This is a genomic window from Streptomyces sp. SCL15-4 (assembly GCF_033366695.1).
Classification (GTDB): domain Bacteria; phylum Actinomycetota; class Actinomycetes; order Streptomycetales; family Streptomycetaceae; genus Streptomyces.
Window position 1 is genome coordinate 1,649,262 of the sequence record NZ_JAOBTQ010000001.1, and the last position, 11,954, is coordinate 1,661,215.

Annotated in this window: 11 protein-coding genes; 8 read left to right on the plus strand and 3 right to left on the minus strand. The window is 74.9% G+C overall.

Annotated features, from left to right (window positions below; genetic code table 11):
- Nucleotides 1-94 precede the first annotated feature (94 nt).
- The 7 genes from SCK26_RS06875 to pcaD are packed head-to-tail and all read left to right on the plus strand — an operon-like array spanning nucleotide 95 to nucleotide 6,564.
- Nucleotides 95-850: a CoA transferase subunit A gene (locus SCK26_RS06875; protein ID WP_318200362.1), complete on the plus strand. Its 756-nt coding sequence runs from the start codon at nucleotides 95-97 to the stop codon at nucleotides 848-850.
- Complete coding sequence (locus SCK26_RS06880; protein WP_318200363.1) at nucleotides 850-1,494, plus strand: CoA transferase subunit B; 645 nt, start codon at nucleotides 850-852, stop codon at nucleotides 1,492-1,494. Before SCK26_RS06875 ends, SCK26_RS06880 begins: the two co-directional genes overlap by 1 nt.
- Nucleotides 1,495-1,505: 11 nt before the next feature.
- Entirely contained in the window at nucleotides 1,506-2,711 is a 1,206-nt protein-coding gene (locus SCK26_RS06885) for a thiolase family protein (RefSeq protein WP_318200364.1), read from the plus strand.
- A gap of 19 nt (nucleotides 2,712-2,730) precedes the next feature.
- On the plus strand, nucleotides 2,731-3,504 hold the full coding sequence (pcaH, locus tag SCK26_RS06890; protein ID WP_318200365.1) for a protocatechuate 3,4-dioxygenase subunit beta: 774 nt from the start codon (nucleotides 2,731-2,733) through the stop codon (nucleotides 3,502-3,504).
- Nucleotides 3,505-3,509: 5 nt separating this feature from the next.
- A complete protein-coding gene (gene pcaG, locus SCK26_RS06895) occupies nucleotides 3,510-4,112 on the plus strand; it encodes a protocatechuate 3,4-dioxygenase subunit alpha (RefSeq protein WP_318200366.1) in 603 nt (200 codons plus the stop codon).
- Complete coding sequence (pcaB, locus tag SCK26_RS06900; protein ID WP_318200367.1) at nucleotides 4,109-5,446, plus strand: 3-carboxy-cis,cis-muconate cycloisomerase; 1,338 nt, start codon at nucleotides 4,109-4,111, stop codon at nucleotides 5,444-5,446. Before pcaG ends, pcaB begins: the two co-directional genes overlap by 4 nt.
- Complete coding sequence (gene pcaD / locus SCK26_RS06905) at nucleotides 5,443-6,564, plus strand: 3-oxoadipate enol-lactonase (protein WP_318200368.1); 1,122 nt, start codon at nucleotides 5,443-5,445, stop codon at nucleotides 6,562-6,564. Before pcaB ends, pcaD begins: the two co-directional genes overlap by 4 nt.
- Before the next feature lie 140 nt (nucleotides 6,565-6,704).
- Here pcaD and SCK26_RS06910 read toward each other — a convergent pair whose 3' ends face one another.
- Nucleotides 6,705-9,389 carry an ATP-binding protein gene (locus SCK26_RS06910; protein ID WP_318200369.1) on the minus strand — a complete coding sequence of 895 codons (2,685 nt, stop codon included), beginning with the start codon at nucleotides 9,387-9,389 and terminating at the stop codon, nucleotides 6,705-6,707.
- Between the two features lie 217 nt (nucleotides 9,390-9,606).
- Between SCK26_RS06910 and SCK26_RS06915 the strand changes: the two genes are divergently transcribed.
- Nucleotides 9,607-10,668: a DUF2510 domain-containing protein gene (locus SCK26_RS06915; RefSeq protein WP_318200370.1), complete on the plus strand. Its 1,062-nt coding sequence runs from the start codon at nucleotides 9,607-9,609 to the stop codon at nucleotides 10,666-10,668.
- Nucleotides 10,669-10,769: 101 nt separating this feature from the next.
- Here the strand turns inward: SCK26_RS06915 and SCK26_RS06920 are convergent, their stop codons facing one another.
- Both SCK26_RS06920 and SCK26_RS06925 read right to left on the minus strand, forming a co-directional pair.
- Nucleotides 10,770-11,039 (minus strand): hypothetical protein, encoded by a 270-nt coding sequence (locus tag SCK26_RS06920; protein WP_318200371.1) that lies wholly within the window; start codon nucleotides 11,037-11,039, stop codon nucleotides 10,770-10,772.
- Between the two features lie 257 nt (nucleotides 11,040-11,296).
- On the minus strand, nucleotides 11,297-11,911 hold the full coding sequence (locus SCK26_RS06925) for a TetR/AcrR family transcriptional regulator (protein WP_318200372.1): 615 nt from the start codon (nucleotides 11,909-11,911) through the stop codon (nucleotides 11,297-11,299).
- Nucleotides 11,912-11,954 lie beyond the last annotated feature (43 nt).

The following is an 11,954-nucleotide window of genomic DNA, read 5'->3' on the forward strand; positions in this document are numbered from 1 at the left end:
TTGACGGCCTACGTCTCCGATGGCAGCGTGAGCGGCACCTCAGCCAAATACTCAGTGCCCTGACTATCTGGGTCGGAGAGACGGAGCTTCACGGATGGACAAGGTGGTGGCCGGCGCCGTCGAAGCGGTGGCCGATGTGCCGGACGGCGCTTCCCTCGCCGTCGGCGGGTTCGGGCTCAGCGGTGTGCCGGACGTGCTGATCCGGGCGCTGTACGAGCGCGGTGTCGGCGCACTGAGCGTGGTGTCGAACAACTGCGGGGCGATGGAGTCCGGACTGGCGGTGCTGCTGGCCGCGGGCCGGATCACCCGGGTGACCGGCTCGTACATCGGCGGCAACAAGGAGTTCGCGCGCCAGTACCTGGCCGGCGAGCTGGAGCTGGAGCTGATACCGCAGGGCACGCTGGCCGAGCGGCTGCGCGCGGGCGGCGCCGGCATCCCCGCCTTCTACACCCCGGCCGGCGTCGGCACCCAGGTCGCCGAGGGCGGACTGCCCTGGCGCTACGACGGCTCGGGCGGCATCGCGCTGGCCTCGCCGCCGAAGGAGGTGCGGGAGTTCGACGGTGTGGAGTACGTGCTGGAGCGCGGCATCCGCACCGACTTCGCGCTGGTCAGGGCCGCGCGCGGGGACCGGCACGGCAATCTGGTGTTCCGCAGGTCGGCCCGGAACTTCAACCCGCTGGCCGCGATGGCCGGCCGGATCACCATCGCCGAGGTGGAGGAGCTGGTCGAGCCCGGCGAACTCGATCCGGACGCGGTGCACGTGCCGGGCGTCTTCGTGCAGCGGGTGGTGCCGCTCACCCCGGAGCAGGCGGCGGACAAGCGGATCGAGTTCCGGACGGTGAGCGGCTGATGGCCTGGACACGCGAGCAGATGGCCGCCCGCGCGGCGCGTGAGCTGCGCGACGGACAGTACGTGAACCTGGGGATCGGGCTGCCGACGCTGATCCCGAACCACCTGCCCGAAGGGGTCGAGGTGGTCCTGGAGTCGGAGAACGGCATTCTGGGCACGGGTCCGTATCCCACGGAGGGCCAGGTCGACCCCGATCTGATCAACGCGGGCAAGGAGACCGTGACGGTGCTGCCGGGCGCTTCCTTCTTCGACTCGGCGCTGTCGTTCGCGATGATCCGGGGCGGGCACATCGATGTGGCCGTGCTCGGTGCGATGCAGGTGTCCTCACGGGGCGACCTGGCCAACTGGGCGGTGCCCGGGAAGCTGGTGACCGGGATCGGCGGCGCGATGGACCTGGTGCACGGGGCCCGGCAGGTGATCGTGGTGATGACGCACACCGCGAAGGACGGCTCGGCGAAGATCCTCAAGGAGTGCACGCTGCCGCTCACAGGCAAGGGCTGCGTGAACCGAGTCATCACGGATCTGGCGGTACTGGACGTCACCGAGAACGGACTGACACTGGTCGAGACCGCGCCGGGTGTGAGCGTGGACGAGGTCGTCGCCAGGACGGACGCGGAACTGACCGTTGCGGGGAGTCTGCTGTGAACCGCGCTCACATGCCCAAGCCCGTGTACATCGTCGACGCCGTCCGCACCCCGTTCGGCCGTTACAACGGCGCCCTGTCCGCCGTCCGCCCCGACGACCTGGCCGCCCACACCCTCCGCGCCCTCCTCGCCCGCACCCCGGACCTGGACCCCGCCCGGATCGACGACGTCTACCTCGGCAACGCCAACGGCGCCGGCGAGGAGAACCGCAACGTCGCCCGGATGGCCGCGCTGCTCGCCGGCCTGCCGACCTCCGTGCCCGGCGTGACCGTGAACCGGCTGTGCGCCTCCGGCCTGGAGGCGGTGGTCCAGGCGGCCCGCGCCATCGCGCTGGGCGACGCGTCCCTCGCCGTGGCGGGCGGGGTGGAGTCCATGACCCGGGCGCCGTACGTCCTGCCGAAGGCGGACAGCCCGTTCCCGGCCGCCCACACCGAGCTGTACTCGACCACGCTCGGCTGGCGCATGGTCAACCCGCAGATGGACCCGCAGTGGACCATCCCGCTGGGCGAGAGCGCCGAAAGGATCGCCGACAAGCACGGCATCACCCGCGAGCGGCAGGACGCGTTCGCCCTCGCCTCCCACCGCAAGGCCGCCACCGCCCGGGAGCAGGGCCTCTTCGACGCCGAGCTGGCGCCCGTCCCCGTCCCGCGGCGCAAGGGCGAGCCGGTGGACCTCGCCGCCGACGAGTGCGTACGGCCGGACGCCTCGCTCGCCGCCATGGCGAAGCTGCGGCCCGCCTTCCGCGCCGAGGGCGGCACGGTCACCGCGGGCAACGCCTCTCCCCTGAACGACGGCGCCGCGGCGCTGCTCCTCGCCGACGAGGAGGGGTTGCGGGCCACCGGCCGGGAGCCGCTGGCCCGGATCAGCGCGACCGGCCTCTCGGCCACCGACCCGCAGTACTTCGGGCTGGCGCCCGTGGAGGCCGTCGACCGGGCCCTCGCCAAGGCCGGCAAGGGCTTCGGCGACCTGTCGGTCCTGGAGCTGAACGAGGCGTTCGCCGCCCAGGTGCTCGGCTGCCTCGCCGAGTGGCCGCAGTTCGACCCGGCCGTCCTCAACCCCCAGGGCGGAGCCATCGCGCTCGGCCATCCGCTCGGCGCCTCCGGCGCCCGGCTCGCCGGGACCGTCGCCCACCAGCTCGCCCGCCGCGGCTCCGGCACCGGCGTGGCCACCCTCTGCATCGGCGTGGGCCAGGGCCTCGCCCTCGTCCTCGAACGATAAGGAAGCGTCAGGTACCACCATGGCCCTCACCCAGCAGGACATCGACCAGGAGATCGCCGCCGAGCGCGCCGCGTACGACAAGCGCCTCGCCGGCGGGGCGCCGGTCGAGCACCATCCGCGCCGCGACTACGCGCCGTACCGTTCCTCCGTGCTGCGCCACCCGAAGCAGCCGCTGGTGGAGATCGACACCCGCCAGGACCCGGAGCTGGTGGAGCTGCGCTCCCCCGCCTTCGGGGAGCGTGACGTCACCGAGGTCGACAACGACCTCACCCGGCAGCACACCGGCGAGCCCGTCGGCGAGCGCATCACGGTCTCCGGGCGGCTGCTGGACCGCGACGGGCGGCCGGTCCGCGGCCAGCTGATCGAGATATGGCAGGCCAACTCCGCCGGCCGCTACGCCCATCGGCGCGAACAGCACGACGCGCCGCTGGACCCGAACTTCACCGGGTTCGGCCGCACCCTCACCGACGCCGACGGCCGCTACCGCTTCACCACCATCCAGCCGGGCCCCTACCCCTGGCGCAACCACGTGAACGCCTGGCGCCCGGCCCACATCCACTTCTCGGTGTTCGGCACGGCGTTCACCCAGCGGCTGGTGACGCAGATGTACTTCCCGAACGACCCGCTGTTCCCGTACGACCCGATCCTGCAGTCGGTGACGGACGACGCGGCCCGGCAGCGCCTGGTCGCCACCTACGACCACGCCCTGTCGGTGCCCGAGTTCTCCCTCGGCTACCACTGGGACATCGTGCTGGACGGCCCGGCCGCCACCTGGACCGAAGAAGGACGCTGACCGCCATGACGACCATCGACCCGGGCAGCCCGGAGCAGGTGCCGCCCACCCCGTCCCACACGGTCGGCCCGTTCTACGGTTACGCGCTGCCGTTCCGCGGCGGCGAGGAGATCGCTCCGCTCGGCCATCCGGACACGATCACCGTGCACGGGTACGTCCTCGACGGCGCGGGCGGGCCGCTGCCCGACGCGCTGATCGAACTGTGGGGCCCGCGCCCGGACGGCACGGTGCCGCGGGTGGACGGCTCGCTGCGCCGCGACCCGGCCACCGGCGGCTTCCTGGGCCGCAACGGCGTGGAGTTCACCGGCTGGGGGCGGATCCAGACGGACGCGAACGGCCACTGGTACGCGCGTACGCTGCGCCCCGGCGCACGCGGGCGCAACGCGCCGTACCTCGGCGTCTGCGTCTTCGCGCGCGGCCTGCTGGTCCACCTGTTCACCCGGATCTACCTGCCGGGCGACGACGCCGCGCTGGCGGCCGACCCGTTGCTGACCCGGGTGGGCGAGCGGCGCGACACGCTGATCGCGGGCGACGAGGGGAACGGCACGTACCGTTTCGACATCCGCCTTCAGGGCGAAGGCGAGACGGTCTTCCTGGAGTTCCGGTGACATCCGAGTCCTCACCCTGCGCCGACACCGGTCTGCTGGACCCCGGACGAGAGGCGGCGGGCGGCGCGTGCGAGACCGGCGACGCCGCTTACCTGCGGGCGCTGCTCGACGCCGAGGCCGCGCTGACCCGGGCGCAGGCCGCGCTGGGGCTCGCCCCGGCCGACGCCGCTGCGGTGGTGACCGCGGCCGCCGACCCGGCCCGGTTCGACCTGCGCTCCCTGGCCGCCCGCGCCGCCGGCGGCGGCAACCCGGTCATCCCGCTGGCCGCAGACCTGACCGCGGCGGTCGGCGCGGAGTACGGCCCCTACGTGCACCGGGGCGCCACCAGCCAGGACATCATGGACACGGCGACGATGCTGGTGGCCGTGCGCGCCCTCGGCCCGGTCCTGGCCGGCCTCGGGCGCGCCGAGCGGGCGCTGGGCCGCCTCGCCGCCGGGCACCGGGACACCGTGCTGCCGGGCCGGACGCTCACCCAGCACGCCGTACCGACCACGTTCGGGCTGAAGGCGGCCGGCTGGCGGGCGCTGGTCCTGGACGCGCGCGACCGCCTCACCCGGGTACGCGGCTCGCTCCCCGTCCAGCTCGGCGGGGCCGCCGGCACCCTGGCGGCCTTCCAGGCGTACGGCGCCCCGGACCCGGCCGCGCTGACGGAGCGTTACGCCCGTGAACTCGGTCTCGCGGCACCCGTGTTGCCGTGGCACACGCTGCGCACACCGATCGCGGACCTGGCCGGGTGCCTGGCCTTCACGGCGGGCGCGCTGGGCAAGCTCGCCGTGGACGTGCTGACGCTGTCGCGCACCGAGACCGGCGAGGTGAGCGAGGACGGCGGCGGCTCGTCCGCCATGCCGCACAAGGCGAACCCGGTGCGCGCCACCCTCCTCGCGTCCGCCGCCCGGCGCGCCCCCCAGCTCGCGGCGACGCTGTACGGCTGCCTGGCCGCCGAGGACGAGCGGCCGGCCGGCGCCTGGCACGCCGAGTGGGAACCGCTGCGCGACCTGCTCCGGCTGGTGGGCGGCGCGGCCGGGCACGCGGCGGAGCTGACCGAGGGACTGCGCGTGCACCCGGACGCGATGCGCCACAACCTCGCCCGCACCCGGGGACTCATCGTCTCCGAGCGGCTGACCGCCCTCCTCACGCCCGTCCTCGGCCGGGCGCGGGCCAAGGAGCTGCTGACCGAACTGGCCCGCCGCGCCCACGCCGAGGACCGTCCGCTGCGCGAACTCCTCGGCGAACAGCCGGAGCTGGCGGGTCTGGACCTGGACGAGGCGACCGATCCCGCCCGGTACACCGGTTTCGCCGGGCCCCTCACCGACCGCGCACTGGAGCGACGTTGACCGTGACCCTCCTCAACCACCGCGCCGAAGGCCCCGCTTCCGCGCCGCCGCTGCTGCTCGGGCCCTCACTCGGCACCTCGCTGGCCCTGTGGGACCAGGTGGCGCCCGAGCTGTCCGCGACCCACCGGGTGGTCCGCTGGGACCTGCCGGGCCACGGGGGTTCGGCGGCGGACCTGATCGGGCCGGGCGCGAGCGTCGGCGACCTGGCCGCGCTGGTGCTGGCGCTCGCCGACGCGCTCGGCATCGACCGGTTCGCCTACGCGGGCGTGTCCCTGGGCGGCGCGGTCGGCCTGCACCTGGCCGTCCACCACCCGGAGCGGCTGACCTCGCTGGCGCTGCTGTGCTCCTCGGCCCACTTCGGCGGGGCGGCGCCGTGGCGGGAGCGGGCGGAGCGGGTGCGCCGGGAGGGCCTGGAGTGGCTGGCGGAGAGCGCCGACGCGCGCTGGTTCACCCCCGGGTTCAGCGTGCCGGAACTGGTCCGGGACCACCGGTCGGCCGATCCGGCGGCGTACGCGGCCTGCTGCGACGCGCTCGCCGCGTTCGACCTGCGCGACCGGCTGGCCGCGATCACCGTACCGACGCTCCTCGTGGCCGGCCGGGAGGACCCCGCGACCCCGCCCGCGCATCTGCGGGAGATCGCGGACGCGGTGCCGGGGGCAGCGCTGGTGGAGCTGCCCGGTGCCTCCCACCTGGCCCCGGCGCAGGTCCCCCGGGCCGTGCTGGCCGCGCTGCGCACCCAGCTGGACGGGCCGCCGGCGAGCGGGCTGGCGATGCGCCGGCAGGTGCTCGGCGATGCCCACGTGGACCGCGCGCAGGCCCGGCAGACCCCGTTCACCGCCCGCTTCCAGGACTTCATCTCCCGCTACGCCTGGGGGGAGATCTGGACCGACCCGACGCTGTCGCGCCGCGAGCGCAGCATGATCACGCTGACGGCGCTGGTCGCGCACGGCCACTACGACGAGCTGGCGATGCACGTCCGGGCGGCGCGGCGGGGCGGGCTGACGCCGGAGGAGATCGGCGCGGTGCTGCTGCAGACCGCCGTGTACTGCGGGGTGCCGGCGGCCAACTCGGCGTTCGCGACGGCTCAGCGGGTGCTGGCCGAGGAGGAGACCGGCTGAGCGGCGCCGAAGCCGCTGCTGTGCGGCGGGTGCGACGGCACCCGGCCCGCGCGGGCGTACGAGGCCGCGTACGGCCTTCGGGTACGGCACCGGCCGGCGCGCTCAGCGAGCGGTTGCCGGACCGCTGGACCGGGCCCGCACTAGCGCGGGCCCGGTACCGAGGCCAGCGCCTGACGGGCCGTGGCCGCCAGTCCGTCCGCGCCGCACAGCCGCGCGAGGTCCAGGCCACGGGTGAGGTCCGCGGCCGAGCCGGCGGCGATGCCGTACTCGATCCGGGCCGCCGCGTGCTCGTACTGGCAGGGCGAGGCCTCCAGATAGGCCACGGCCCGGGCGGCGAGGCGTACCGCGCGCTGGCCCGTCTCCAGGGCGGCGGCGCAGCGCAGGGCCTCGCCGATGGCGGTGTCCGTGCCGAACCGCTCGGCCTGCTTGCGGGCGTCGGCGGCGAGCCGGGCGGCGCGGGCCGGGTCCGCGGCGGCGAGGGCCCGGGCGAGGTCGACGGACCAGGGCGCGAGGACCGGGTTGTGGCCGCCGCGGGAGGCGGCGGTCTTCTCGGCGGCCTCCAGTTCGCCGATGCCCTCGGCGGTGCGGCCGACGGCGAGCAGCAGCCGGCCGCGCACCGAGCGGATGTCGGGCAGCACGATGGTGGAGGGGTACGGCGGCGCGAAGCCGTACTGCTCGGCGACCGACCAGGCCTCCTCGACGCGGCCGCGGGCCAGCAGGGTGTCGACCAGTCCGCAGGTGGCCGACCAGTACAACGGCAGGCGGCGGCCGACGCGTTCGGCGAGGCGCACGGCCTCGCGCAGGGTGGACTCGGCGTCGGGCAGCCGGCCCTGTCTGCGGTAGGCGAGTCCGAGGAAGGCGTTGGCCAGGGAGAGGTGGACGCCGCGCCAGCCGGCCGAGGTGTAGACGCGCCGGGCTTCGGAGAACAGGCTCTCGGCGCGGTCGAGCCGGTCGGCGTAGGCGTACGCGCTGCCGAGCATCATCAGCAGTTCCATGCCCCACTCGGGGTCGGTCCAGCCGAGGCCGGGCGCGAGGCGGCCGTTGACGAGGGCGCGGTCGCACAGGTCGACGACCGCGTCGGCGCTCTCGCCGTGCGTCATGGCGTCGAAGGCGCGCAGGATCAGCAGGGCGCGTTCGGCGTTGTCGCGACCGGCGCAGGTGCTCGCGAGTTCGGCGAGGCGCCGGGAGCGGGCCGGGGCGACGGTCTCGCCGTGGATGCCCTCCCACATGAACTGGAAGGCCTGGAGCCGCAGCCGGACCGGGCCGGCCGCGTGCCGGGCGGTCTCGGTGCCGACCGTGCGGACGGCCTCCTCCAGTTGGTCGTTGTGGAGCAGGGCCTGGGAGAGGCGGACGACGGCGTGCACCCGGTCGTCGCCGTCGAGGCCGGGCATGCCGAGCGCGCTGCGCAGCTGGTCGATGGAGACGGCGGGGTTGGTGAGCAGGGTCGCGCAGCCCAGTTCGTACAGGACATGCGCGTACACCTCGGGGCGGGGCGGTTCCCGCAGCGCGCGTTCCAGACAGCGGCGGGCCGCGTCCGGCGCGCCGACGGCGAGGTGTTCGCGGGCGGCCTGGCGCAGTTGCCCGACGAGTTCGTCGTCCTCGTCCGGGTGCACCTTCAGTAGGTGCCGGGCGGCCTCGGCGGCGCCGCGGTCCAGCTCGGTGATGATCTGCGCGGCGACGCCGTGCATGGCGGTGCGCACGCCGGAGGGGATGGACTGGTAGACGGCGGTGGCGATGAGCGGGTGGACGAACTCCAGCTCGTCCGCGGTGCGTTCGCCGTCCTCGGCCGGGTGGCGGCGGGTGAGGATGCGGGCGGTGCACAGTACGTCGGCGCATGTGCGGGCGAGGTCGTCGTCCATGGTGGCGAGGCGGGCGACCATGTCGACGGTGATGCCGGTGCCGAGGATGGCGGCGGCCCAGGCGAACCGGGTGGCCTCCAGGCCGAGGCTCCTGATCCGGTCGACGAGTCCGCCGCCGCGGGCCGCGCGGTTGAGCGCGCGCAGCTCTCCGGCGTACGCCTCGACCGGCCGGAGTTCGCTGTCGTGCACCTTGGCGAGGAGTTCGACGGTCTCGTAGGGGTTGCCGTCGGTGACCGCCCAGACCTCGCGGCAGAACGCGTCGTCGGCGTGCCGGCCGAGGGTGGCGCGGGTGAGTCCGGCGGTGGCGTCCGGGGTGAGGGCGCTGAGGTCGTTGACCGGCCGGCCCGCGGCGGCGGCGACCGCGTCGAGATGGCGGGCGCCGGCCCCGCCGGTCTCGTCGGGCCTGCGGGCGACCACGACGAGGACGGGCACGTCGGCCAGGCGTTCGGCGAACGCGGCGAGCCAGCGCAGGGTTTCCGGGTCGGCCCAGTGGGCGTCGTCGAGGAGCAGCACCAGCGGCCAGGCGCGGCGGGCGATCCTGCGTACGGCGGAGACGAGTCCGTCGCGGACGTAGTGCGGGTCGGCCTTCTCCCCGCGCGGCCGGATTATGCCGAGGGCGGGGCCGGCGATGTCGTGCCAGTCGCCGAGGTACTCGCGGGCCTCCTCGTCCGGGAGGGACAGCAGCGCGGGCTGGAGCAGTTGCCGCAGCACGTGGAAGGGGACAGACCTGAGGGTCTCGGCGCCGCGGGCGGACCAGACGGCGCAGCCGCGGCGTTCGGCCATGCGGCGGGTCTCGGCGAGCAGCGCGGTCTTGCCGAGTCCGGCCTTGCCGCGGAAGACGAGCAGGCCGCCCGCGGAGTTCCGGTCGGCGCACAGGGCGTCGAGCGCCGCCGCGACGGTGGCGATCTCGGCATCCCGCTCCCACAGGGGTGCCGAGCCGGCCGCCGATGGCCGTGCGTCCGTCATCCGTTCCCTCCCCGGTCGCCCGTATGACACACCGGCACCGAGCGTAGCCGTCCGGCGGGGCACCGCGGGGGTGGTCGGGGCAGGTGCTGCCCGGCCGGGTGAAAGACGGTACGCACGGGCGACACCGGCGTGACGTCACAGCGATATGCCCCGGTTCGCTCGCGCGGGCGGCAGATCCTCTCATCCCCTTTTCACCGTCACCTCATACCGTGGGGGCATGACGCAGGCGACTCCTCCCGGGTGGTACCCCGACCCCGGGCAGACGAACGACGGTCCGCCCACCGAGCGCTGGTGGGACGGCACGGCCTGGACGGACCGCACCCGCCCGGCGGGCACGGCCGCCCCGTGGGGTCCCCCGGCACCGCAGGCGGCGCAAGCGGGCGCCTCGGCCCCGGGCGAGTACGGCGGATACTCCGCGTATCCCGCCTGTCCGGCGCCGCCGCCGGCCCGGTCCCGGCGCGGGCTGCGCACCGGGATAGCCGTCGCGGTGACGGCCGCGGTACTGGCGAGCATCGGGGTCGGCGTGTACGCCCTCGCCAAGGACGACGGCGGCGGCGACCGCGCGGGGTCCCGGCAGGGGCAGGGGCCGGGGCCGGACGGCGGGTCCGGAGGTCCGGGCGGGTTCGGCGGCCCTGGCGGGTCCGGCGGGTCCGGCGGATCTGGCGGGTCCGGTGGATCTGATGGGTCCGGCGGGTCCGGCGGGAAGTCGCCGTCCCCGGGGCCGTCCGGGGCGCCGGAGATCGAGGGCGGCGGCACGGTGCCCGACCCGGTCAACGGGATCAGCCTGCCGGTGCCGAAGGGCTGGACCGGGCAGACGACGGGGGCGGGTGCGCGGGTGACCTCCGAGGACACCTACAAGTGCCCCGGGGACACGACGCAGACCTGCACCGCGGGCGGTGCCTACACGGCGCCGGCAATGGCGCTGCGCGTCAAGGGCGAGACCGCCGAGGAGGTCGCGAAGGCGGACATCGCGGCCAACGCCAAGGAGTCCTACGGCGGCACCTCCTACGGCAGCGTCACCTCGCACGAGGTGCTGGCCGACAAGGCGGTGACGGTGGCCGGGCAGAAGGGCCACCTGGTCCGCTGGAAGGCGGTCACCAGCAAGGGCGCGGACGGCTACGTCGAGTCCGTCGCCTTCCCCTCCCCCGACGACCCCGACCGGATCGTCGTGATCCGCTTCGGCCTGGACGTCGGCCAGGACCCGTCCGTCATCGACCGGATCGTGAAGGGGATCAAGGTCTCGTCCGCCACCGGCACGGGCGACGGACAGGCCGTGTGACCGCCGGCCGCACCGCCGTCGGGTCACCCGCACCCGGCGACGAGGCGGCTCGCGCGGGCGCCCGGCCGGGGCCCTCGGCCGAGCACCGCGAGCGGACGGCCTCAGGCGCCCGCCGTGCCCGACCCGCAGAACCGGCACCCGACGCGCTCCAGGCGGGACAGGCGCCCCTGGGCGTCGTACTGGTAGTCGTCGCGCACGGACCCCCGGCAGCCGCCGGTGGCACACGGCGCCGCCCCGGTCAGGCGCCCGTACGGGCTGGAGCGGAGCGTGCCGGCGTTGCACTCCAGACACGGGAAGGGGTGCAGTCCCCCGTCGTTGACGACGTACGCGATCGTTTCCGCGAGATGGCAGTGCGGACAGATGGCGGCCATCCGGCGTGATCCCTTCGAAGGGTCGTCCAGGGTCGTCCGAGAAGCACATCGCCAACGACTGCTCCCCGGTCCCGGTTACCCGGGCCCGGGCCGGCTCGCCGCGGCGGCGGCGGGACCGGAAACGCCAGTCGGCCGGGTGGGGTTCCCCTCCGCTCAAGGGGAAGCCCACCCGGCCGGGGGGTGCGCGCCGCCCCCGTCCCCACGGTGCGGCGCGAGCAGGTCGCCGTTCAGTCATCCCGTGAACGGCGGCCTGGGTCTCATCTCAGTCCGAGCGCCGGCAGCACGGCCGCCTCCACGAACCGGACCAGGTAGTCGGCGTCGGCATACTGCCCATTCAGGACCGGCCGTACCCGTAGAACGCCGAACATCATCGCGGGGATGTACTCCAGCGCCGGGTGGCCCGCACGGATCTCGCCACGTTCCACGCCCCGGGCGAGCATCTCCTCCAGTGCGGCGATCTCCGGGTGGACCAGGGCCTCGCGCAGCGCCCGGGCCAGTTCCTGGTCCGATGTCACCGCGTGCCCCAGGGCCTGGAGCAGCCGGGTGTCCTTGCCGGACCAGTCGCCCGCGGCCCGCGCGGCCTGGCGCAGGTCCTCGGCGAGCGAGCCGGTGTCGATGCCGGCGAACCGCACCCGGCGGCTGGCGCGCAGCGCCGCCGCGACGAACTGCGGCTTGGTCTTCCACTGCCGGTAGAGCGTGGACTTGCTGCAGCGGGTGCTGGCGGCGACGCCCTCCATCGTGACGGAGTCGTAGCCGCACTCGCGGATCTGTTCCAGCACGGCGTCGAAGAACTCCCGCTCACGCTCCGGCGTGATCTTGGAGCGGCGCGAGGCGACGACCGTGTCCGGTCCCTCCGCGGCCTGCGACGTCATGCGGTGCTTCCCCTCACTCGTGCTGTCTCCAGTGTGGCGCACA

Bases quoted from the DNA above. Each gene is read 5' to 3' on its own strand.
- SCK26_RS06925 (WP_318200372.1), bottom strand. From the start codon at position 11,911: ATGACGTCGCAGGCCGCGGAGGGACCGGACACGGTCGTCGCCTCGCGC.
- SCK26_RS06915 (WP_318200370.1), top strand. From the start codon at position 9,607: ATGACGCAGGCGACTCCTCCCGGGTGGTACCCCGACCCCGGGCAGACG.
- SCK26_RS06910 (WP_318200369.1), bottom strand. From the start codon at position 9,389: ATGACGGACGCACGGCCATCGGCGGCCGGCTCGGCACCCCTGTGGGAG.
- SCK26_RS06920 (WP_318200371.1), bottom strand. From the start codon at position 11,039: ATGGCCGCCATCTGTCCGCACTGCCATCTCGCGGAAACGATCGCGTAC.
- SCK26_RS06880 (WP_318200363.1), top strand. From the start codon at position 850: ATGGCCTGGACACGCGAGCAGATGGCCGCCCGCGCGGCGCGTGAGCTG.
- SCK26_RS06875 (WP_318200362.1), top strand. From the start codon at position 95: ATGGACAAGGTGGTGGCCGGCGCCGTCGAAGCGGTGGCCGATGTGCCG.
- pcaG (WP_318200366.1), top strand. From the start codon at position 3,510: ATGACGACCATCGACCCGGGCAGCCCGGAGCAGGTGCCGCCCACCCCG.
- SCK26_RS06885 (WP_318200364.1), top strand. From the start codon at position 1,506: ATGCCCAAGCCCGTGTACATCGTCGACGCCGTCCGCACCCCGTTCGGC.
- pcaH (WP_318200365.1), top strand. From the start codon at position 2,731: ATGGCCCTCACCCAGCAGGACATCGACCAGGAGATCGCCGCCGAGCGC.